The sequence below is a fragment of the Anaerobutyricum hallii DSM 3353 genome (assembly GCF_000173975.1).
In the GTDB taxonomy this organism is placed as follows: domain Bacteria; phylum Bacillota; class Clostridia; order Lachnospirales; family Lachnospiraceae; genus Anaerobutyricum; species Anaerobutyricum hallii.
Genome location: NZ_ACEP01000112.1, coordinates 38,025 through 60,277, shown reverse-complemented (window position 1 = coordinate 60,277; position 22,253 = coordinate 38,025). Strand labels below are relative to the sequence as shown.

General features: G+C 37.5%; 31 protein-coding genes, 1 tRNA gene and 1 pseudogene. 27 read left to right on the top strand and 6 right to left on the bottom strand.

All coding sequences use genetic code 11. From position 1 onward, the window contains the following. The 16 genes from EUBHAL_RS16030 to EUBHAL_RS15485 form a co-directional block, all read left to right on the top strand. Positions 1-227: hypothetical protein (locus EUBHAL_RS16030; RefSeq protein ID WP_207635835.1), on the top strand; the 227-nt coding region annotated here is incomplete at its 5' end. A gap of 151 nt (positions 228-378) precedes the next feature. Beyond that, positions 379-1,149 (top strand): ParA family protein, encoded by a 771-nt coding sequence (locus EUBHAL_RS11600; protein WP_005349879.1) that lies wholly within the window; start codon positions 379-381, stop codon positions 1,147-1,149. A gap of 208 nt (positions 1,150-1,357) precedes the next feature. Next, the gene (locus tag EUBHAL_RS11595; RefSeq protein WP_044923242.1) at positions 1,358-2,266 is read left to right on the top strand and encodes a ParB/RepB/Spo0J family partition protein; all 909 of its coding nucleotides are present in this window, start codon (positions 1,358-1,360) and stop codon (positions 2,264-2,266) included. Positions 2,267-2,297: 31 nt separating this feature from the next. Further along, on the top strand, positions 2,298-2,834 hold the full coding sequence (locus tag EUBHAL_RS11590; RefSeq protein ID WP_005349875.1) for a DUF4446 family protein: 537 nt from the start codon (positions 2,298-2,300) through the stop codon (positions 2,832-2,834). Between the two features lie 183 nt (positions 2,835-3,017). After that, the gene (locus tag EUBHAL_RS11585; protein WP_005349868.1) at positions 3,018-3,893 is read left to right on the top strand and encodes a DUF3881 family protein; all 876 of its coding nucleotides are present in this window, start codon (positions 3,018-3,020) and stop codon (positions 3,891-3,893) included. 50 nt (positions 3,894-3,943) lie between these two features. After that, positions 3,944-4,017 (top strand) — tRNA-Arg (locus tag EUBHAL_RS11580). Positions 4,018-4,343: 326 nt separating this feature from the next. After that, positions 4,344-5,309: a ParB/RepB/Spo0J family partition protein gene (locus EUBHAL_RS11575; protein ID WP_005349865.1), complete on the top strand. Its 966-nt coding sequence runs from the start codon at positions 4,344-4,346 to the stop codon at positions 5,307-5,309. 14 nt (positions 5,310-5,323) lie between these two features. Beyond that, entirely contained in the window at positions 5,324-5,881 is a 558-nt protein-coding gene (locus EUBHAL_RS11570) for a ParA family protein (RefSeq protein WP_044923271.1), read from the top strand. Further along, on the top strand, positions 5,871-6,752 hold the full coding sequence (locus EUBHAL_RS11565; protein ID WP_005349860.1) for a ParB/RepB/Spo0J family partition protein: 882 nt from the start codon (positions 5,871-5,873) through the stop codon (positions 6,750-6,752). The genes EUBHAL_RS11570 and EUBHAL_RS11565 overlap by 11 nt, the downstream gene beginning before the upstream one ends. 99 nt (positions 6,753-6,851) lie before the next feature. Next, a complete protein-coding gene (locus EUBHAL_RS11560; protein WP_005349858.1) occupies positions 6,852-7,850 on the top strand; it encodes a DUF6017 domain-containing protein in 999 nt (332 codons plus the stop codon). Positions 7,851-7,859: 9 nt separating this feature from the next. Then, entirely contained in the window at positions 7,860-8,156 is a 297-nt protein-coding gene (locus EUBHAL_RS11555) for a hypothetical protein (RefSeq protein WP_005349852.1), read from the top strand. A gap of 7 nt (positions 8,157-8,163) precedes the next feature. Further along, entirely contained in the window at positions 8,164-8,571 is a 408-nt protein-coding gene (locus tag EUBHAL_RS11550) for a hypothetical protein (RefSeq protein WP_005349851.1), read from the top strand. A gap of 225 nt (positions 8,572-8,796) precedes the next feature. Next, entirely contained in the window at positions 8,797-9,213 is a 417-nt protein-coding gene (locus EUBHAL_RS11545; protein WP_005349850.1) for a YjdF family protein, read from the top strand. Between the two features lie 97 nt (positions 9,214-9,310). Next, a complete protein-coding gene (locus tag EUBHAL_RS11540) occupies positions 9,311-9,784 on the top strand; it encodes a GNAT family N-acetyltransferase (RefSeq protein WP_004611537.1) in 474 nt (157 codons plus the stop codon). Positions 9,785-9,843: 59 nt separating this feature from the next. After that, a complete protein-coding gene (locus EUBHAL_RS11535) occupies positions 9,844-10,446 on the top strand; it encodes an alpha/beta fold hydrolase (RefSeq protein ID WP_005349843.1) in 603 nt (200 codons plus the stop codon). Positions 10,447-10,512: 66 nt separating this feature from the next. After that, entirely contained in the window at positions 10,513-10,800 is a 288-nt protein-coding gene (locus EUBHAL_RS15485) for a tyrosine-type recombinase/integrase (RefSeq protein ID WP_330360920.1), read from the top strand. A gap of 102 nt (positions 10,801-10,902) precedes the next feature. Here the strand turns inward: EUBHAL_RS15485 and EUBHAL_RS11530 are convergent, their stop codons facing one another. Further along, positions 10,903-11,553: a DUF1847 domain-containing protein gene (locus EUBHAL_RS11530; protein ID WP_044923240.1), complete on the bottom strand. Its 651-nt coding sequence runs from the start codon at positions 11,551-11,553 to the stop codon at positions 10,903-10,905. Between the two features lie 813 nt (positions 11,554-12,366). On the opposite strand from EUBHAL_RS11530, the gene EUBHAL_RS11520 reads away from it, so the two are divergent. Then, on the top strand, positions 12,367-12,546 hold the full coding sequence (locus EUBHAL_RS11520) for a hypothetical protein (RefSeq protein ID WP_330609240.1): 180 nt from the start codon (positions 12,367-12,369) through the stop codon (positions 12,544-12,546). Positions 12,547-12,688: 142 nt separating this feature from the next. Here the strand turns inward: EUBHAL_RS11520 and EUBHAL_RS11515 are convergent, their stop codons facing one another. The 3 genes from EUBHAL_RS11515 to EUBHAL_RS11505 form a co-directional block, all read right to left on the bottom strand. Next, entirely contained in the window at positions 12,689-13,075 is a 387-nt protein-coding gene (locus EUBHAL_RS11515) for a CpXC domain-containing protein (RefSeq protein ID WP_005349829.1), read from the bottom strand. A 65-nt stretch (positions 13,076-13,140) separates the two neighbouring features. Beyond that, entirely contained in the window at positions 13,141-13,665 is a 525-nt protein-coding gene (locus tag EUBHAL_RS11510; protein WP_242648791.1) for an ImmA/IrrE family metallo-endopeptidase, read from the bottom strand. Between the two features lie 83 nt (positions 13,666-13,748). Beyond that, positions 13,749-14,207: a helix-turn-helix domain-containing protein gene (locus EUBHAL_RS11505; protein WP_005334845.1), complete on the bottom strand. Its 459-nt coding sequence runs from the start codon at positions 14,205-14,207 to the stop codon at positions 13,749-13,751. A gap of 223 nt (positions 14,208-14,430) precedes the next feature. Between EUBHAL_RS11505 and EUBHAL_RS11500 the strand changes: the two are divergent. From EUBHAL_RS11500 to EUBHAL_RS11480, 5 genes and pseudogenes are all read left to right on the top strand, one after another. Further along, positions 14,431-14,745 (top strand): annotated as a pseudogene (locus tag EUBHAL_RS11500) (Y-family DNA polymerase); the annotation flags it as partial. A gap of 257 nt (positions 14,746-15,002) precedes the next feature. Continuing rightward, positions 15,003-15,083, top strand: coding sequence for a TnpV protein (locus EUBHAL_RS16990; RefSeq protein ID WP_330420003.1), 81 nt, complete (start codon positions 15,003-15,005; stop codon positions 15,081-15,083). 213 nt (positions 15,084-15,296) lie between these two features. Beyond that, complete coding sequence (locus EUBHAL_RS11490; RefSeq protein WP_005349825.1) at positions 15,297-15,626, top strand: DUF6442 family protein; 330 nt, start codon at positions 15,297-15,299, stop codon at positions 15,624-15,626. Continuing rightward, the gene (locus EUBHAL_RS11485; RefSeq protein WP_003865061.1) at positions 15,623-15,829 is read left to right on the top strand and encodes a helix-turn-helix transcriptional regulator; all 207 of its coding nucleotides are present in this window, start codon (positions 15,623-15,625) and stop codon (positions 15,827-15,829) included. Before EUBHAL_RS11490 ends, EUBHAL_RS11485 begins: the two co-directional genes overlap by 4 nt. A 9-nt stretch (positions 15,830-15,838) precedes the next feature. Then, entirely contained in the window at positions 15,839-16,141 is a 303-nt protein-coding gene (locus EUBHAL_RS11480; protein WP_005349823.1) for a hypothetical protein, read from the top strand. 149 nt (positions 16,142-16,290) lie between these two features. Here EUBHAL_RS11480 and EUBHAL_RS11475 read toward each other — a convergent pair whose 3' ends face one another. Beyond that, positions 16,291-17,724, bottom strand: a complete 1,434-nt coding sequence (locus tag EUBHAL_RS11475; protein ID WP_242648790.1) for a relaxase/mobilization nuclease domain-containing protein — start codon at positions 17,722-17,724, stop codon at positions 16,291-16,293. After that, a complete protein-coding gene (locus EUBHAL_RS11470; protein WP_005349819.1) occupies positions 17,702-18,088 on the bottom strand; it encodes a plasmid mobilization protein in 387 nt (128 codons plus the stop codon). Before EUBHAL_RS11470 ends, EUBHAL_RS11475 begins: the two co-directional genes overlap by 23 nt. Positions 18,089-18,472: 384 nt before the next feature. On the opposite strand from EUBHAL_RS11470, the gene EUBHAL_RS11465 reads away from it, so the two are divergent. The 5 genes from EUBHAL_RS11465 to EUBHAL_RS11445 all read left to right on the top strand — a co-directional run bounded on the left by EUBHAL_RS11465 (position 18,473) and on the right by EUBHAL_RS11445 (position 22,213). Then, positions 18,473-18,898 (top strand): GNAT family N-acetyltransferase, encoded by a 426-nt coding sequence (locus EUBHAL_RS11465; protein ID WP_005349817.1) that lies wholly within the window; start codon positions 18,473-18,475, stop codon positions 18,896-18,898. A 28-nt stretch (positions 18,899-18,926) separates the two neighbouring features. Further along, positions 18,927-19,805, top strand: coding sequence for a LysR family transcriptional regulator (locus tag EUBHAL_RS11460; RefSeq protein WP_021650153.1), 879 nt, complete (start codon positions 18,927-18,929; stop codon positions 19,803-19,805). A 126-nt stretch (positions 19,806-19,931) separates the two neighbouring features. Next, complete coding sequence (locus tag EUBHAL_RS11455; RefSeq protein ID WP_005349814.1) at positions 19,932-20,402, top strand: flavodoxin; 471 nt, start codon at positions 19,932-19,934, stop codon at positions 20,400-20,402. Between the two features lie 28 nt (positions 20,403-20,430). Then, complete coding sequence (locus EUBHAL_RS11450) at positions 20,431-21,198, top strand: carboxymuconolactone decarboxylase family protein (RefSeq protein ID WP_005349805.1); 768 nt, start codon at positions 20,431-20,433, stop codon at positions 21,196-21,198. A 10-nt stretch (positions 21,199-21,208) separates the two neighbouring features. After that, complete coding sequence (locus EUBHAL_RS11445) at positions 21,209-22,213, top strand: aldo/keto reductase (protein ID WP_005349803.1); 1,005 nt, start codon at positions 21,209-21,211, stop codon at positions 22,211-22,213. Positions 22,214-22,253 lie beyond the last annotated feature (40 nt).

The following is a 22,253-nucleotide window of genomic DNA, read 5'->3' as shown; positions in this document are numbered from 1 at the left end:
AATCCTCCCACTTTCCATTTAATTCATCCTCTCCAGCCACAGTACAGAAGCCAGTGAAGTTCATAAGCCATATTTGTGGTCTCGGAGCAAGTGTTGGATGCGAGCGCGTGGAGCGAACATTCAACGCGCCGCGACTAAAAGCACAAATATGGCTTATGAACTTCACTGGCTTCGTCTGTAGTTTGCTTAATGAATTAAATAGTAAAAATGTTTCACGTGAAACATAATATCTAGCGTGATATCTTATTTCATGTTATAATAATTCCGATAAGTTGCAAAATTTGAAGTTTGAAATTTAAAATTTGAATATGGGAGAATTTGATTTTAAAATTTGCAGGTTTATAGGGTTTTATATGATAAAAATATGGAGGTTTGTTTATGAGCAGAGTGATTGCTATTGCAAATCAGAAAGGTGGAGTTGGAAAAACAACAACATCCATTAATCTTTCTGCATGTCTTGCGGAGAAGGGAAAGAAAGTCCTCTTAATTGATATGGACTCTCAGGGGAATACTACAAGCGGTTTTGGCTTTGAAAAAAATGAGTTAGATAAAACAGTTTACGAAGTTTTAAGAGAAGAAGTTAGTATTGAAGAAGCGATTATTCCTGTAGAGGAATGTTTTGAAAATTTATTTTTGATTCCGGCGAATAGAAATTTGGCAGGGGCGGAGATTGAATTAGTTACCAGAGAGAATATGCAGCATATTTTGAAAAAGCAGTTAGAGCCAATTAAAGATGAATATGATTTTATTGTTATTGATTGTCCTCCAGCTTTAGGAATGCTTACAGTAAATGCAATGACGGCAGCAGATTCTGTTTTAGTTCCAATTCAATGTGAATTCTATGCTTTGGATGGTTTATCTCAGCTCATTTATACAATTGAGTTGATTCAGGAGAGCTTGAATCCAGATTTGTATATAGAGGGTGTTGTATTTACTATGTACGATGCGAGAACAAATCTGTCTTTACAGGTTGTGGAAAATGTAAAGGATAATTTAAAACAGACAATTTATAAAACGATTATTCCAAGAAATGTTAGATTGGCAGAAGCTCCTAGTTATGGTTTACCAATTAATCTTTATGATAAAAGATCTTCTGGGGCAGAAGCATATAGAATGTTAGCGGATGAAGTTATTGAGAATGCAAAATAATTAGTTACATAAATTGAGTATTATGCAGTACAAAGATATAGTATATAAACAGGATTTTTAAGGGCTGGATATTATAATTTGTTAACATGATTGATTTGCTGTTTCATAGATATGTTTCACAGTCAGAAAAGACAATATGTTTCACGTGAAACATTAGGTGGCTATAGTGAAACAGTTTATCGTTATATGGAAGGAGCAGGAGAGTTTTATGGCGGTTAGAAAAGGATTGGGAAGAGGATTAGATCTTCTGATTCCAAAAGATGAAGGTATGCCTAAGAAGTCTACAGAAAAAAATAAAGAGAATAAGGAACCAAAAGAAAATCAGGTTCTTACATTAAGTATTCATGATGTGGAGCCAAATAGAAATCAGCCAAGAAAACAATTTGATGAAGATGCGATTGAAGAGTTAGCTGATTCTATAAAACAATACGGAGTTATTCAGCCGCTTATTGTACAGAAAAAAGATAAGTATTATGAAATCATTGCTGGTGAAAGAAGATGGAGAGCATGTAAGAAAGCCGGATTAAAAGAGGTTCCTGTAATCATAAAAAATTATGACGAAAAGGAAACATTAAAGATTTCGTTAATTGAAAATCTTCAAAGAGAAGATTTGAATCCAATTGAGGAAGCAAAGGCATATGAACAGCTTTATAATACATATGGATTAAAACAGGATGAAATTGCTGCCAGTGTATCAAAGAGCAGAACAGCTATTACCAATATTATGAGACTGCTCAAACTGGATGAACGTGTTCAAAATATGGTAATTGAAAATCTTATCAGCAGCGGACATGGAAGAACTCTGTTATCTATTGATGATGGAGATATGCAGTATCAATTAGCAGAAAAAATTCTTGATGAAAACTTAAGTGTTCGAGAAGCAGAAAAACTGGTAAAATGTATATTAGAACACAAGGATAACAAAAAGAATGTGGAGGAAGAATCTTCTCAGGAAAAAAGCATGATTGACTTCTTCGAAAATAAAATGAAGGATATTTTGGGAAGTAAGGTTGTCATCAAAAACAAGAAAAATAATAAAGGAAAAATAGAAATTGAGTATTATTCTAAAGATGAATTGGAGCGAATTATAGATTTAATCCAAAGTATTAAAGAATGACACTGTTAGCAGAAGATGATGGAGAAAAAGTATGAATAGTAGAATATTAAATTTCTTTAATGTGAAACTGGATGCATTTATTGTTTTTGTATCAGTTGTAGTTGTAATCATGTTTATAGCACTGTTCTTTCTTCTTTTAGATTACTTAAAAATGAGAAAGCGATATGTGGAATTTATGACTGGAGAAAGCGGAAAGTCTTTGGAATATACAATTTATAAAAGGTTCAGGGAGATTGACAAGCTGAAAGCTGGCCAGAAAGATAATGATGCTCAGATTGCTATTATTTATGATATGCTCAGAAGAAATTACAGCAAGGTCGGTATTTATAAATATGATGCATTTAATGTAGAAAATTCTCTTAGCGGAGGAAGTATCAGTTTTGCTCTTACACTTTTAAACAGTAGAGATAATGGATTTATCTTAAATGTAATACATAATAGAGCAGGATGTCATGTTTATTTAAAAGAAATTAAAGAAGCTGCATGTGAACAGGTATTAGCAGAAGAAGAAAAGATTTCTCTTGATATGGCATTAAAATATGACGAAAAAAAAGAAACAGATAAATAATATGATACCAGAATCAAGATACCTCTTGATTTTAACATCATAATATATGAACACAAAAGAAAAAGAGTTAAGATATGTTCAATTCACATATCTTAACTCTTTTAACTTGCTTTCTGAATTATATAAATATATAATGATGATACGGAATTATAAATATAAAAGGAGTGAGAGGGAGCGGCATATATGCGTGAATATTTAAAAGCAATTGGTTTTAGTGATTTGAACAGCAGAAAAAAGATAGACGAACTAATTAATGAAATAAAGAAAAATCCCAGTAGAAAAAACTGGTTTCAAATAGACGAAGAAGAAGCAATATTTATTTACGAAAAAGATTTTGCAGAAGCAGTAGGAATTGCAGTGATAGAAGTTATGGATAGAGATGGATATCGAGTAACGGATCATTTTTACCCATATGTTCGCGGTGCGAATTACCTGTATCATGAAGATTTAGAATTTGAACATTATACAGATAAAGAAGGATATGCGGGCATTTGTGATGAGAATAATATCGGTATCCCACTAATATTTCATGTAAATAATCCAGTAGACTATTTAAAAATAGTTTATGGGAAGTTTCATGATAAGATAAATAGTATAACTTTGTCCGGAATGTCGAAAAAGGGAATGATTATATTACCAGTCGAAAAAGATGAATTTCAGGAACGGGAAGAACGAAAGGGAAATGAACTCCGTAATGAAATGATCGATGCTGCAAAAGCAGGAGATATTGAGGCAATGGAACAGCTGACACTAGAAGATATGGATACATATACCGCAGTCAGCAGCAGATCAAAAAAGGAAGATCTATTTACCATTGTAACATCATATTTTATGCCTCATAGTGTAGAATGTGATAAATATTCTGTTCTTGGAAAAATCATCAATGTGATGGAAATGCAGAACAGCAGAACGAAAGAGATATTTTATTATTTATCAGTAGAGTGCAATTCCATTCAGATTGAATTCACTATAGCAAAAGAAGATTTGATGGGTGAGCCTAAAGTAGGACGCAGATTTAAAGGGATTCTTTGGCTGCAGGGAGAAGTAGACTGCCTGTAGGCTTGACAAAAGAAAAAAAATAATTTAATATACTTTATGTATGTTAATGTGTCGTCATAGCTCAGCTGGATAGAGCACTCGCCTCCTAAGCGAGGGGTCGGAGGTTCAAATCCTCTTGGCGACGGGCTTCAAAGCGTTCGAAAATGTTAGCTAAATTAGCTGACAACGAACGCTTTTGTTATTTTCTAATCACGTTCGTGACACAAAATTCCATTCAAAATGATTAATTTCCAGCCAACACAATCCGATTTTTGTTAGCTGACAGCTAATCAAAATCACTGGTTTGCAAACATGGTTTTTCAAGAGTCCAGCTAACATTTGGGTTCCGCTCTGTTGTCACCCCTTATTTGGGGATGTAAATCAGAGAAAAGGCGGGAAAAGAAAAAATCTCTCCCAAACCTGCAAACATAAATTAGCTGAAACAGTATTCAATTCTATTAGCTACAGCTAATGGTCAAACAGCAATGTCTGTTTGGAACTTTACTATTTATAAAAGTTCCAGGCAGGCATTTTTTAGTTTCTGAATCCTGGAGGAAAGGAGTCAAGATGACTGAGCAAAACAGACAATCAGGAGAAAAAGAAGAAAGAATCATAGAAATTGAGATTGAGCGTCTTCGCCCTTTTAAGGAACATCCATTTCAAGTAAAAGATGATAAGGAAATGTTTCTTCTGCAGGAAAGCATTGAGAAGTATGGCATCTTAAATCCGCTGATCGTCAGACCGGTACCGGATGGATACTATGAAATCATATCCGGTCACAGAAGAAAACATGCTGCGGAGAAACTGGGATACCGTAAAGTACCGGTGATTATCCGAGTATTAAGTGAAGATGATTCCATTTTAAGCATGGTAGATTCTAATCTTCACAGAGAACGGATCAGCTACAGTGAAAAAGCTTTTGCTTACAAATTAAAGAATGACGTATTAAAAAGAAAAAGTGGTCGAAAAAAGAGCCAAGTTGACCACAAAACACCAAGAAAGCGGGCAATAGAAATCATCAGTGAAGATTGTGGTGATAGCCCAAAACAAGTGCAGCGTTATATTTCACTGACAAAACTGATACCGGAAATGTTGCAGAAACTGGATGATGAGATTATTTCTTTTTGTCCGGCTGTAGAGATAGCTGCATTAAGTGAAAAAGAACAAAGAGAACTGCTTGTAGCAATGGAGTATGCACAGGCAATCCCATCACTCTCACAGGCCCAGAGGATCCGGCAACTGAGTAAAGAAAAACAGTTGTCACTGGAAAAGATGGAAGAGATCATGTGTGAAGTGAAAAAGGGTGAGATCACAAGAGTGGCATTCACAAACGAGCAGTTGCACAAGTATTTTCCAAATTCTTATACACCGGCAATGATGAAACGGGAAATACTGGCACTGTTGAAATTATGGAAAAAAGAATCATGGGAAAGTTAAAGGAGGAAGAAATCATGTGTAAAGTTATATCCGTAGTAAACCAGAAAGGTGGCGTCGGAAAGACCACCACAACCGTAAATGTAGGCATTGGACTGGCAAGAGAAGGTAAGAAAGTGTTGCTGATCGACGCGGATCCACAGGGAAGTTTAACCGCAAGTCTTGGATATGAGGAACCGGATGATCTTCGCATCACATTGGCAACGATCAATGCACTGGTCTCTTCCGATTCTGTGTTGATACCTGTGCAAGCCGCATATCTGCTGGTGAAAGGACTTCAGCAGCTGATCAAGACCATTCTTACAGTAAAGAAAAGACTGAACCGGAAACTGGCGATTGAGGGCATTCTCCTGACCATGGTAGATTTCAGAACCAATTACGCAAGGGATATTGCATCGAGAGTACATACAACCTACGGAAGTCAGATCGAGGTATTTGAAAATGTAATCCCGATGTCTGTAAAAGCTGCTGAGACCAGTGCAGAGGGAAAAAGCATCTACATGCACTGCCCGAAAGGAAAAGTTGCCGAAGCATATAAGAACTTAACACAGGAGGTTTTGAAAAATGAAAAATAGAAGTGGCGAAAAGATTAAACTGGCAAGCATTGATGAACTGCTGGGTGTGGTAAATGAAGAATCTGCAATGGAGATAGAAATCAGTAAGATCCATCCGTTTAAAAATCATCCGTTCAAGGTGCTGGATGATGAAAAGATGCAGGATCTGGTTGAAAGTGTAAGGATCAATGGAGTACTGACACCGGTACTGCTTCGAATGGATGATAATGAAGAATATGAAATGGTATCCGGTCATAGAAGAATGCATGCAGCACAGCTTGCAGGACTTACGACTATTCCGGCAATCGTAAGAGAATTATCGGATGATGATGCCGTGATTGCGATGGTGGACGCTAACATTCAGCGAGAGGAACTGTTGCCCAGTGAGAAAGCCTTTGCTTATAAGATGAAACTTGATGCAATGAAAAGACAGGGGAGTCGGACAGATTTAACTTTGTGCCAAAGTGGCACGAAGTCGAGAACAGATCAGTTATTAGGAGAACAGGTTGGAGAAAGTGCACGAAGTGTTCAGCGGTATATCCGACTGACAGAATTAATTCCGGAACTTCTTGATCTGGTAGATAACAAAAAGCTTCAATTCACGGTTGCTGTCGATATCTCCTATATCGACAAGGAAGTACAGGAATGGATTTACGAATATATCAGCGACACCGGATTTATCAAGCCAAAACAGATTGCAGCACTCAGAAATCAGCTGAATGATGGACCAATCAATCAGATCCAGATGTTATCAATTTTCAATAACTGTGTGATGGCAAAGAAAGTATCCCGGTCTCTTACTTTCTCAGAAAAGAAACTGACAAAGTACTTTCCGGATGATTATACAGCCAAAGATATGGAGCAGGTGATTGAATCATTATTAGAAAAATAGATGCAGGAACAGTCCTGTTAAGGATAGAAAAAGCTAAGAAAACAAAGTCAAAGAAGTTTAAAAAGAGGACTTCTTAGCAGAAAATGAAAGGAGAAAATTATGGAGAAAAAAATGACATTTAATTATTTTTACGGTACTGAAGCTGATCAGTTCAGCTTCTACCGCATACCAAAAGCATTATTTACAGACAGTTACTTTAAAGATTTATCAAGCGATGCTAAAATTTTATATGGACTGATGTTGGATCGAATGTCTCTTTCCATCAAGAATCAGTGGTTTGACGACAAAAATAGAGCATATATCTACTTTTCCATCGAAGATATCATGGAATTACTGAACTGTGGCAGAAATAAAGCCACCAAATCCATGAGAGAACTGGATGACGAAACAGGGATTGGCCTGATTGAGAAACGCAGACAGGGATTTGGAAAGGTGAACGTCATCTACGTGAAAACCTTTATGCCTGAGAAAACAGATGAGAAAAAATTTGAAGAGGAATTAAAGAAGTTTAAAAAACAAACTTCTGTGGAAAATGAGGAACCCGCAGAAGTTTACAATTCAAACTTCATGAAGTCCCAAAATCAAACTTCTAGAAGTCCCGAAAACAAACTTCAAGAAGTTTACATTTCAAACCCTAATAATACTAATCTTAGTGATACTGAAATGAATGATAATAAATCTAATCATATCATATCTGTGGATGAGAAAAGATTTGATAGCGATAATCGCTCTGAGGATTATCAGGCTTATGAAAACCTTGTCAAAGAGACCATTGATTATGAATCACTGGAAGTAACCCATCATGACGATATGCGGCAGGTAGATGAAATCGTGAACCTGATCGTAGAGACTGTGATGTGTAAAAATGACAAGATCTTGATTGCCAGCAACTGGTATCCGGCATCACTGGTGAAGAAAAAATTTCTGATGCTGACCTATTCACATATCGAGTATGTCTTACACTGTATGAGTGGTAACACCACAAAGGTGAAGAACATCAAGAAATATTTATTAGCAGCTTTGTTTAATGCACCGTCAACGATGAACGGGTATTATCAGGCAGAGGTGAACCATGATATGCCAGGACTGGTAAGATAGGAGGTGCACATGTTTATTTTAAAACTTGTTGGGAAGATATTATTACTGCCGGTATGGCTGATCCTTTTTGTGATCGGTTTGGCAGTAAAAATGACAGTACAGACTTATGCGGTTGTCAGAGGAATCCTTGGGTTTATATTCACTTTATTGATCATAGCGACTGCATACTGTTACCATGATTGGGTACAGGTTGCATTCCTGTTTTCGCTGAGTGTTATTCTGTATCTGATCCTTTTTGCAGGAGTGTTCGTAGATACTGTACTGGACATGACAAGAGAACGTATTATTGATTTTATTATATCGTGAGAAGAATATGAAAATGAGTGAAAACAATGATTATATTCAGTTACCACCACTAAAAAAAGACACACCATCTGATGTGGTAGCATTTATGTGGGAGTACATGAAAGTACCGGAGAATTCAAGAGAAAAAGTTAAGAATCTGCTTAAAGATGCAAATGAAAATGGAGTAAAATTAAGTCATCAGGCACCAACACTGTATGATGTTGTCCCAAAAGAAGAAATTGCTGAATTTGAAGAGCTTATGCGCAAAACCATAGCTGACATTGTATCAGAAGCCAGTAGCGTTGCCTGTTGGGTGTATGTGCAGAAATATGTGAAACAGAAAACTCTTGATGAAATGCTGCAAGAATTGCCAGGAGCAGGCCAGTTTATCATTGTCATGGATACCTGGTTCGAAAGACTGATGGCGGATCAATAGAAGTTGTGATAGAATGAAGAAAACGATTTGATGTGCAAATCGGGATTGACCGAATAAGTTAATCGTGCCATATGGCTTGATTATAAATACAAAGATAAAAACGCAATGTACATTAAAAATGTACTAGAGCTGGTAGGTAGCCCAGCCGTCCTATGCAAATAGGGTAAGTAACCTGCCCCTCCGGGTTGTCCATTCTTTGTTCAATTCATTTTAGGAGGGATTCTTATGGACAAAGCAAGTGGAAAACTGACGGTATATTTTGAAGAACCATTTTGGGTAGGCGTATTTGAACGTATTGAAGATGGTAAACTATCTGTGGCGAAGGTAACATTTGGTGCAGAACCAAAGGATTACGAAGTGCAGGAATATATTCAAAAATACTATTTTAGTTTGAAATTCAGTCCGGCTGTTGAAACTGTTGTAAAGGATATAAAAAGAAATCCAAAGCGTATGCAACGAGAAGCAAAAAAGCAGACGATGGAAACAGGCATCGGCACAAAATCGCAGCAGGCATTAAAATTACAACAGGAACAGAACAATCAGGTGCGTAAAGAGAGAAACCGCAAGAAAAAAGAGGCGGAAGAACAGCGAATGTTTGAGTTGAAACAGCAAAAGAAAAGAGAAAAGCATAAGGGGCATTAAAGTCCCTTGGGCTTTTGCACAATTCGATATTTAGCGGAGGAATCATTATATGTGGAATGACAACTGATTTATAAATAAAAATAAATCGGAGGTTTATATGAATTATTCAATAAGAGAATTAAAACGAGATGAAAATAAGATATTAGATACTTTTTTGTACGAGGCGATTTTTATTCCTGAAGGTGTTCCTGTACCGTCCAAAGATATCATTAACAAACCAGATTTGCAGGTATATGTAAAAGACTTTGGTGAGAACAAGGGAGACTTATGTTTGGTTGCTCAAGTTGCGGATGAGATTGTTGGTGCTGTATGGGTTCGGATTATGAATGATTACGGGCATATAGATAATGAAACACCGTCTTTTGCAATTTCACTTCTTAAAGAGTATAGAAACTATGGTATCGGAACAGAATTAATGAAACAGATGCTAATGAAATTAAAACTAGAAGGATATAAACAAGCATCATTAGCTGTTCAGAAGATGAATTATGCTGTCCGTATGTATAGGAAGGTAGGATTTGAAATCGTTGATGAAAATGATGAAGAATATATTATGATTTGTAAATTATAGGAACTTTCAACTTCCAGTTTTTGAAACTGAGAAATCGGAATTTGTGGAGGATAACTATTGTGGATAAAGCAGTTATTTATATACATGGAAAAGGTGGTAATGCTGAAGAAGCTATTCATTACAAACCGCTCTTTAGTAATTGTGATGTGATTGGTCTCGACTATATTGCACAGTTTCCATGGGAAGCAAAAGAAGAATTTCCATTACTTTTTAATTCAATTTATAGAAACTACAAAACTGTTGAAGTAATTGCCAATAGCATTGGAGCGTATTTTGCTATCAATGCCTTATCAAATCAGCAAATAGAGAAAGCATATTTTATTTCGCCCGTTGTAGATATGGAAAGGCTTATTGCTGATATGATGATTTGGGCAAATGTTACAGAGGATGAACTCAAAGAGAGAAAAGAAATTCAGACAACCTTTGGAGAGACTCTTTCATGGGATTATCTTTGCTATGCAAGAGAAAATCCTATTATATGGGAAATCCCAACGCACATTTTGTATGGTGAAAAAGATAATCTTACCGCTTATGGAACGATATTTGAATTTGTACAGAGGACTAATTCAACACTTTCTATTATGAAAAATGGAGAGCATTGGTTTCATACGGATGAACAAATGAAATTTCTTGATGAATGGATAATAAAATCTTCCAAATAAATTCAAGTTTGTCTGGTTGTCCTTTGAGAGGGGAGAAATCCTCTTCTCAAAGGGCTTTTTCTATTTATACGGATATTCGCAAACTACAGGACAATCCGAAGAATTATCCGTGATTGCAATGATGAGCAGTTTTTGCACAGTGATGAACCTGATGTGTTACTTCCTCATTTTAGCTGCCACTCGCTTAGACATACATTTACAACAAGAATGTGTGAAGCTGGAGTAAATATAAAGGTCATTCAAGACGCACTCGGACATTCAGATATTTCAACTGCACTGAACATCTATGCTGATGTTACAAAAGAAATGAAAGCGGAAGAGTTCAAAGGATTGGATAGCTACTTCAAAGTATAATATTGGACTTCACATACAGAAAGAGAACATACAGAGTGTTGTGTGTTCTTTTTTTCGTTGGATAAAAAGAGAAATGCTTGAATGGGATATCTTTATGTATCTTTAAACGCCCAAATTAGAAATATTACTCTTCTTCAACTTCGAATAATAACTATCCGCAGTATAAAGCGCCGCCACCGGATTATGCCCCAATACACGGTCTTTCGTCACTGCTGTCGTAGTCAGTGCCTCGGAATATTTGTAAAACAGACTGTCATGCCCCACACAAAGTCCGACCACAACATTCAGGTCCGTCTTCGCCTTGTTCAGAAGCTTTGCCTGCAGGATCGGATTACACATATTCACACCGACACCTTCGCAGCATTCCGGGATGCCGACCGATGTCTTCTTCTGTGTTCCGGCTTTACAGCCGACACCATACACCTCAAAGCCATGTCTGCGCAGGATATCTGCCAGGATACGGCTTTCTTTCAACAATCCGACACAGGTTGCGATCCCGATCTTTTTCGCATTAATCTTCTTTGCAAAATCCATGATTTCTTCGACACGGGTATGTTTGCAGTAATTCTCATACTCTACTTCAGCTGCAGCGATTGTTACTTTGCGGTTCTCGTCTTCATTGTAGCATTCCATAGCTTCATTTAGAACTTCTTCATCCATGTGTGTTGTCAGACAGAAATCCGGATAGGTTTTATCCATTTTGTTGCAGTTTTTTACTGCGCAGTCGATACAGGACATGTCTTCTTTTTTCATTTTTTCATTCTCCTTTTGTATACCTTGGTATCTACAGAGGCCTGCCACTGGCAGATTCTCTAGATTAAGCTTTACTTTGTAAAATATCCTCTATTTACTTCATAATAACAAATACTTATACTACAGACAATGGTTTTCCGTTTTTATTTTCTTATTTTTTGTAGTTCTTTTCTATGAGAAACGTTCCCCGATTCAGGGTTGATTTGTCATGAATTGTCGATTCTGATTTTTGAAAAATTATTGAAAATTATCTTTTTAAACTTGAAGATATATAACAGTCTCTCTGATAGACCATCATCTTTGGATTTATACTATCATGTATAGGTTATTTCGTCAATCAAAACATTTATCCACTTTCCTCATTTCAATCCCAGCTCTTTCAATACCTCAGCCGAATACCAGCTACATGGAAGCCAATAAACCATGCAACAGCGGTTCTTTTATTCGCCAGTATATGCAATTTCTATCTCATAGCCGCCGTTCTCATAGTAGGCGTGGGAAAAATAGTATCTTATTGTTATTTCTGAAATATAAAATTTGAATCATAAAACTTCTTTCCCTCTCAAATCCATTTTTACCAAACCAACTACTAACAATCCAATAAAAATTGCCGTGTCCACAAATAACAGTACAACAACACTTTTTACCACTCCGAAAGTAAAAAGTATGGAGAAGATTTCCACTGACAACACAATAAAACACATATAATTTGTCAAATACTCTGTTATAATTTCTCCATAATAATTGTTCATCTGCAATTTAGCATGGGAATTTGCTCATAAATATTGTGGTAAAGTCTGGTATGTCTGTGGAATGGTTATGTTGCCGATAACAGTAATATTCATGCTTTTAGTGATTGGAAAAAATGAAGATTGTGTTGGGAGTATAGGAGGAATTATCTGTGGTGTTCAACTTATTCCTTTAATTGGGTCTATTCTCCCAACAGAAATAGCATTAAAAAAGAATTTTGATAAGAATGGAACAAGACGATAAATTCAAGTTTGCAGAGCTGACAATCTATCATTTTATCAAAGTAAGCTAATTACAATCAATAACACCGGTGCGGGATTTTGATATCCAGTACCGGTGTTGTTGATTCCACAGGGGCTTGGGGGTGTAGCCACCAAATATATTATTAATTTATCCTGCCATCCTTACCAGCATCAAAGATTTTGATCTTTTCAATGAGCTGATTTGCTGATGTCACAATCCGGTTTAAGTACTTTTCGGTACGATAATCAGCCAAAGCATTTTCTCCATAAAACATTTCATATGTCTTCTCTACTTCTGATTCAGGAACCAGATAAATCATGACAAGATCTTCCATCTGGTGATAGAGTGTAGGATAGTTTAAACGAAAGGTCTCTCCACAGTTCGGGCAGGTATAAAGGAAAATAGACTGATTAAGTACCTTCTCTTTCATTTCAGGATTCAGTACAGTATTAATGCTGTCCCAGACTTCAAAATCTCCCTCATGATGGCAGGAAGGGCAGGTTACCTTTTCTATATGATGTTTTGACATAAATAATCCCCCTTTCAGTGAGATAAATCTATAGTTTTCTTATTGTAGAATACACTTATCCTTTATTATTTTGCCAGGAAATTACTCTGAATCTCCATCGGCATATGATAAGCCTGGCCTCGTTTTGTCAGGCTGTATAATTTAAAGCTCATGAGTTCCGGAGTCGCATTCAATGAACTGCAGAGTCCGAAATAATCCAGGTCTTCGTTCTGAACCATCTCTTCAATGTCTTCATCTTCAATCAGTAGATCGGCAGCAAACAGATTGGCCTGGTATTCTGTATTATCCGTCATATTGTAGAGTGTATCATCTTGCATTGGAGCCATTTTCAGCTGGGAACGATGCAGGATGATATGCCCTAATTCATGGGCGGCAACAATCATCTTTTCTTCTTCAGAAAGGAAACTGCTGATCATGACATAAATCGTCTTACAGCTCATAAAACAGTATCCTTTCAGTGTCTTATATCTGGAAGTTTCCCCGACAGCAATGTTCATCTGATCCATGATCTCAAAGGAATCCCTGGTGCCATATTTCTTGATTAATTTCTTTGTTTCTGTATAAATGTAAGTGTTTCTCAAATAAATCACCTCAAAAGTAAAAAATAAAAAGGGCAGAAATATCCTTGTAACTATAAGGTAACAGATTAGGTGTACAATAATCCCGCCTTCTATTATTTTTCCTCTTGGTTTTTCAGATATTTTTTCGGTGTAAATTTCTTTGCACGTCTTTTGGAATCCAGATAAAGACTCTGGATTTCATCCATAAAAGCTATTTTATCTTCGTCAGTCAGTGATCCACCGGCAAACATAGCTGCAGCCTGTTCCAGGATCTGTTGAGCCTGTTTGGCACCGCGATTACCAAACTGTTCGGATGCTTCTGTGATAAAAGCTTCATCCTCACTCATGAGATAAGAAACGTCACACTGTAATGCATCTGCCAGTTTCTGATACAGAACATTTTGTTTTGGGAAACGTCCTTCCACTTCCCAGGATCGAATGGTCCTATATGAAACGCCAACCATGCTGGCCAGTTCCTGCTGACTCATCTTTTTTTCTTTTCTTAATGATCTTACTTTTTCACCGAATGTCATAAACATACCTCTTTCTAAGCCTTGTCTTATAAGTTTCATTAGCCGCCTCAAGGCAAAACGGGAAATGTGTTTCCTAAAAATCAAAAATTAATCTTGACAAAGGGAGATATCTCTCCCATAATGTGAATCACAGATAAGGGAAACATCTTTCCTATAAGATATACAATATTTCCTCTTTTGTCAACGAATATGTGAAATGAATTTCCTATATTTTGAAGAAAACAGGAAGGATACACAGTCATTGATAGTCAAAATGGGATACATGTTACAAAAAGAGGAAAGACATTTGGGAGGTGACAATGTGAGTCAGGATCAGACTTCTATTATCTGTATTGATCTGAAGTCCTTTTATGCTTCTGTGGAATGCGTAGAACGTGGGCTGGATCCATTTAAAGCAAACCTGGTGGTTGCAGATCCGACCAGATCAAAGTCAACAATCTGTCTGGCAATCACTCCGGCTATGAAGGCTCTTGGCATCAAGAATCGGTGCCGGATCCATGAGATACCGGATTGTGTGAAGTACATTACAGCCATGCCGAGGATGCAGCTGTACATGGATTATTCCGCAAAGATTTATTCATAAAGCAACAGAACGAATTATTGAAGAACAGAAAGAACAATCGAAGGATTCATAGAATGCGATTTAAGAGAAAAAAGCCTCATGACCATGAGGAAAAATGAAAGCAAAATACGTTAGCTAATAAAGTGTATAGGCTCAAAAGGGAAAGTGCCCTTTTGGGCCTTATTTTGTGCTTTGCTATAAGTAATACCACAATTAAAGGGCAAAAACTAGCGTTTAAGCAGGGTGTAACGGAAGAACTGAAAGCAACGGATATGATGAGATGGATAGGATTGATGAATAACATTCGAGCCTGTGCCGATGAGATTGTATTGAATGATATTGTGTATTCCTAACGGATACCAACCGAAGAAGAACTGCTGTCAAACCGATGGCAGTTTTTCTTTTTCGGCATGTATTCAAGAAGTCATTAAGTCGTGAGTATAATCGAAGTGGTAGAAAAGTTATCTCTTATATCGGTTGTAACTTTTTTATGACTCTATTGACAAGAAAACTTGGTATGTGTATAATTAAAATATGCAAAGAAAACTTGGCATGGAGGTGTTTTTATGAAAAAGGACGAAATCTTAAATGCAAGCAGAAAAGAACATCGCAATAAGGACTTGGCTGAAATGGAAGTGGTATATCAAGCCGGAAGTCACGCAAGCAGAGTTGGTGCTTTAGTGTGTTGTTTGCTTTCGCTGTTATCTTCTGTGCTTGCTCATACTATGATTTACAGTCCGTGGGTTATATACTTCAGCATTATTGCAACACAATGGTTAGTTCGTTTTATCAAAATGAAGCGAAAGAGCGATTTGGTCTTGACTGTTCTGTTTTTTGTGTTTTCCATTTTGGCATTTGTTGGATTTGTTAGCCATCTTTTAGAGGTGAGAATATGAAAGAACAATTACAACTGAAAAATCACTTAAAGGAAGTTCGCACAGAAGCAAATCTTTCTCAAGCTCAGCTTGCAGAAATGGTAGGAGTATCAAGAAATACCATTAGTTCTATTGAAACAGGACAGTTTAATCCAACTGCAAAATTGGCTCTAATTCTTTGTATTGCATTGGACAAAAAATTTGAGGAACTATTTTATTTTTAGGAGGTCATTATGGAAAATATTATAATGTTGATTTTGGGAGTGTTCATATCTGTTGTGGGAATTGTAAATATCAAAGGCAATATCAGCACAATTCACTCTTATAACAGGCGAAAAGTAAAGGAAGAAGATATACCAAAGTATGGAAAAACAGTCGGCACAGGAACGCTGATTATAGGAATATCTCTTGTAGTAGGTTTTATTGTTTCGTTTTGGAGTGAAATAATTATAGATTATATCATTCTTCCAGCAGTTATTGTCGGATTAGGCTTTATATTGTATGGACAGTTCAAATACAATAAAGGAATTTTTTAAGAATCAGGGAGGTATAAAGATGGAATTGAACACAATATCAGGACTGGCGATAGCGGGAGTTATCTGCTCCGTTGTCCTCTCGATGGGGGTACCGATTGCTTTGTTCATTGCAGGAAGGGTGAAGCTTAAGGCAAGGATTTCTTCGTTCTTTATCGGAGCAGGAACCTATCTGCTGTTTGCAGTTTTTCTTTTTGTAAAGTCAAGGTTTTTAGGCTTGTCATCTTTCCATCCTGATAAAAGGATCTCAGCCAATTTCTGGCTTCTTCATATTTCTGAATTTCCTTCGCATGTTCTTTCCGGTACTTTCCTTTGTACTTTGCATTTGAAAATTGGGAATAAACTTCCTTATTTGCATAGTACTGTCCGGTATAACGGATCTGATCGTTGAGAATCCTTAGATCGGATCGATGCTGAGCAAACTGTGTCTGCATTTCTTTCAGTTCCTGCTTTGATGCAAGCAGTGTATTTTTCAAATCTGACTGCGTATCAAATCCATGTTCCTGCACATAGATAATGGTATTTGCCATTTGCTGCAGGTTAGAAAGTTTTACCCGATGAGCATAAGCTGGGCTCTGCATTGCTTTCACATTTGTCTGGAGATTTACAACCAGACGCAGGTGAGATCTGACGTAGAGAATGACCAATGGATCTTTGCGTAAGAAGGTCTGTTCCAGGTGCTCTTTTCCATATCGTGTTCCCAGTGCACGTTCAGTAATCCGCTTCTGTCGATCAGGATGAAGATAGCTGTATCTGCCACGATGCTCAATCACAGAGATTTGAAATTGTTCCAGAAGTTTGGATTGGAATTCATCAAAACTATTGGATGTGGCAGCACATTCATCAATCGCATTTCGTAAATATTCTTTCTGTGTAAGGAACACGGTGGATGTTGGTTTGAGACCATCTTCAATAATTTTCTGATTGATCTCATCCAGTTTTTGCTGGCCGTGTTTCTGTGACATATATTCTTTCTGAGTAATTTTTCTCTCAGCCGGAGCAAGAAGATCTATCTGGTGAAGTCCTTCCTGTTGGCACCGATCCATGACAGTTTTCTTAAAAGCGTTCATGAATTTATCAGTGGAACGATGCTTGTAACCGGCAGCTTCCTCATGTGGTTTATCCATATAAGGCTGCCTTTCCACTGCAGTCATCCTCACACTGTTTATGACGATGTGGGTATGAATATTTCCAGATTCATTGTGTCCATCGGTATGAGTAACCACCAGAGCCTGATATCCGGGAAACATCTGCTTCGCAAGTTCCAAACTGATTGCCTGTGCTCTCTCTCCGGTAAGTCCGTTTTCTGTAACATCAGCTGGATCGTAGCTGATAATGTAGTGGTGACTTTTGATATCTTCACGTTTCTTATTTTTGTGAAAATGAGCATTTGTCAGTTCACATTCCTTGTCAAAAGACATTGGATCACAGCTCAACCCATCCATGTAAAACTCTTTTCGCAGGATGCTTCGTCCGGATTCATCTACAATCTTTTTCCCGGTTTTTTCATCATCTTCAAACAGAAGGTAATTGATAGCAGCCGAGTAATTTGCATTTCTGCTTTTAATGTGTTTTACGATTGCCATTCATACCACCTGCCAGTTTCAGTACCTCTTTTCTCAATAGGAATAAGTCCGTGATGCACTGATGGATTTCATTTTCTATAGCACGAGACTGACTGCCACCACTGTTAAAATGCTTGGCAATCTGATTGAGGTTCGATCCAATCTTTCCATATTCACTGACCAGTTTCCTGAGATCATTCATGTCTGCAACAACTTCAATTTGGTGATTGATTTGCTTTTCAAGTAGTAGTTTTCTCACATATTCAGAACGAGAAAGTCCTGTAACGTCAGCGGCTTCATTTAATACTGCCAATTCAATATCCGTTAATTTTAATGTGATGATGTTACTCCTCTTGAGATTCTTTTCTTTCTTCTTAGGTGCCATAGTCCTCCTTCTTTTTTGATAAGACATCTTGGATGTGCGATTACACTTTTTAACCGGCTGTCCCTTCCGGTTATATAAAGTGCTGCGACTATCTTTGATAGAGAGCCAACAGATGTCTTTGATGTCTGTACGAGGGTATGGGGAATCGGAATCCCCATCAAGAGACTTACCCGGAGGTATGCCGTAGCCATAAAATGGCGATACGGTAATACCTGGGTGGATCTTGCTCTGTATGTGTACCCCTCTATATAACGAAACGCTCAGAGGCTGTTTTACAGTGGGGGAAAAGAAAAAATATCAAAAAAATGATGATTAATGGTGAGCTTGTGATAGAATGGAAAAAAGAGAAAAGCATAAAGGATGTAGTTGTGGAGAATATTTGTTATGATTAGAAAATTGCTGAACGGAGATATCGATAGAGTCGCTGACATATGGTTAAAGACAAATCTGAAAGCACATTATTTTATTTCCAATCAATACTGGAAAAGTAATTATGAATTAGTGAAAGAAATGATGTCACAATCCGAAGTCTATGTATTTGAAGCAGATAAAATGATACAAGGATTTGTAGGACTAAATGATGAATATATCGAAGGTATTTTTGTCTCTGATGGAATGCAGTCATGTGGCATAGGTAAACTTTTATTGGATTATATTAAGGATAAAAAAGAAAGATTACAATTAAATGTATACCAGAAGAATGTCAGAGCAATTTCTTTTTACCAAAGAGAAGGGTTCATTATTCAATGTGAAGGTTTGGATGAAGCTACTGGTGAAAAAGAGTACACTATGCTATGGAAACAAAAATAGAAATCGGGAGTTGGAGGGAATAAAAAATATGGAATTAAGACTATTGCGCTATTTTCTGACGGTGGCAAAAGAACAGAGCTTTACAAAAGCAGCAGAACAATTGCATATTACCCAGCCAACGCTATCCAGACAAATGGCGGCATTTGAAGAGGAGCTTGGAGTAACATTATTTATTCGAAGCGGGAAGAAAATTTCGCTTACTGAAGAGGGGATTTTATTAAAAAGGCGTGCCCTGGAGATCCTTAATCTTGAGGAAAAAACACTTGAGGAACTGAAAGGAAAAGAAGATGTTGTAGAGGGGAATATAACCATTGGATGCGGTGAATTTGCAGCGGTGGAGACATTGGCGGAGATATGTAAAACATATAAAGAAAAATACCCGCTGGTTCAGATTGTATTGCATACTGCAACAGCAGATGCAGTGTATGAGATGATGAACAAAGGACTTGTAGATATTGCATTATTCATGGAGCCGGTGGACACCGAAGGGCTGGATTATATCCGGATCACAGATTGCGATCACTGGTGTGTTGGAATGCGGCCGGATGATCCGCTGGCAGAAAAAGAGTTTATAAGAAAAGAAGATCTTATTGGAAAACCATTGATCCTGCCGGAAAGAGTAAATGTTCAAAGTGAACTTGCCAATTGGTTTGGAAAAGACTTTTCGAAACTGCAGATTGCTTTTACAAGTAATCTTGGAACGAATGCCGGAGTTATGGCAGCAAATGGACTGGGCTATCCGGTATCCATCGAAGGTGCTGCAAAGTATTGGCGGGAGGATATTCTTGTACAGCGAAGAATTTCTCCTGAAATCACAACAAGTACTGTGATTGCCTGGAGACGAAACATTCCATATTCTCTGGCGGTCAGTAAAATGATAGAAGAAATAAATGCTTTTCAGGCATAGAATGGAATTCAATATAAGCATTAGACATAATAAAAATATCAGGTATAAAATAGATGTATAAGAGAAATTCAAATCTTATACATCTATTTTTATACGAAAAATTCGCAAAGAAAGGGGATTTTTATTATGAGTAAAAATTTAGTCGCATTTTTCAGTGCAAGCGGGACAACAAAAAAAGTAGCAGAAATGATTGCAGAGGAAGCAAAAGCGGATTTATTTGAGATTGAGCCAAAAGTTCCATATACAAAGACTGATCTTGACTGGATGAATAAAAAATCCCGCAGCAGTGTGGAAATGAGTGATAAGAAATACAGACCGGAGATTATGAAGAAAAAGATGGATATGAGTTCTTATGACGAGATCCTTCTGGGATTCCCAATCTGGTGGTATGTAGCTCCGACAATTGTCAATACATTTTTGGAAGCCTATGATTTCAGTGGCAAAAAGATTGTGCTCTTTGCAACATCCGGTGGAAGTGGATTCGGTAATACTGTAAAGGAATTACAGCCATCTGCACCGGATGCGGTTATCACAGAAGGCAGCCTGTTAAACCGTGGAACAAAACAGGAAATCAGTGAGTGGGTAAAATCTTTATAAATAACAGTGCTATGGAGGTATACAGAAAATGGGAAAAATAGTACAGACAGCAGGAAGAAATACACTTGGTGAATTCGCACCGGAATTTGCACATTTTAACGATGATGTACTTTTCGGCGAAAACTGGAATAACCAGGACATCGACGTAAAAACAAGAAGTATCATCACAGTGGTTGCTCTGATGGCTTCCGGAATTACAGATTCTTCTTTAAAATATCATCTTCAAAATGCAAAAAATCATGGTGTAACACAAAAAGAGATTGCCGCAGTAATCACACATGTCGCATTTTATGCAGGATGGCCAAAAGCATGGGCTGTTTTCAATCTTGCAAAGGAAGTGTGGGAGGCAGGTGAAGGAGATTTACCATACGAAGAGGAAGCAATGCGGGTGCATGCAAAAGAGATGGTATTTCCAATTGGTGCACCAAATGATGGCTTTGCACAGTATTTTTCTGGCAGAAGTTTTCTTGCACCGATTTCCACTTCTCAGGTTGGCATTTTCAACGTGACATTTGAACCCGGATGCAGGAATAATTGGCATATTCATCATGCAAAAAGCGGTGGCGGGCAGATCTTAGTATGTGTAGCCGGCCGAGGGTTTTATCAGGAAGAAGGCAGGGATGCGGTAGAAATGAAACCGGGTGACTGTATTAACATTCCGGTAGATGTAAAGCACTGGCATGGGGCCGCTCCGGATGAATGGTTTTCCCATCTGGCAATTGAGGTGCCGGGAGTGGATTGTTCCAATGAGTGGTGTGAGGCGGTATCGGAGAAAGAGTACGCTGGATTAAGATAAGGAGAGCACTATGGAATACGGTAAACTCGGAAATACAGATATAGAAGTGTCAAAATTATGTGTGGGCTGCATGAGTTTTGGGAAAGCTGGAACCATGCATGACTGGACGTTGGATGAAGCTGAAAGTGAGAATGTTATCAAGCATGCACTTGATTTGGGATATAACTTTTTTGATACAGCAAATGGATATTCAGCAGGAACAAGTGAGGAATATTTAGGTAAAGCATTGAAGAAAAATGTAGCGAGAAATCAGGTTGTGATTGCATCCAAGGTATATTTTAATGAAGGTCGTTTATCAAAACAGGCAATCATGAGGGAAATAGATGGAACTCTGTCACGTCTTGGAACCGACTATCTTGATTTATATATCATCCATAGATTTGACTATGATACACCAATTGAAGAAACTATGGAAGCACTGCACGATCTGGTAAAAGCAGGAAAGGTCAGGGCACTTGGTGCATCTGCCATGTATGGATATCAGTTTTATAATATGCAGTTAGCCGCAAGAGACAATGGATGGACACCATTTTCTGCGATGGAGAATCATTATAATTTGCTTTACAGAGAGGATGAGAGAGAATTGCTACCAATTTGTAAGCAAATGAAAGTTTCGTTAATGCCGTATAGCCCTCTTGCAGCCGGACATCTGGCAAGACCACAGTGGAGATCAGAGTCTCTTCGTGGAACCACGGATAGGGTTGCCATGGGAAAATATGATAAGACTGAAGCGGAAGACATGCAGATAGTTAAACGTGTAGCGGAGCTTGCCGAAAAGTATAACTGCAAAATGTCCCAGATAGCCATTGCATGGCAGTGGGCAAAGGGAATTCTATCGCCTATTATTGGGGCAACCAAAACGCAGTATCTGGATGATTCAGTCGGAGCATTTGACATTAAATTAACTGCCGAAGACTTTGCATATCTTGAAGAGCCATATGTTCCACATGAGATAGTTGGTGCAATTGATAAAAATCCGGCGCAAGGTGTTATTTTGCTTGATGAAAAGAAATAAAGTTTCAGTAATCATAGAGTGTATGCGCTCAGTGTCTGTG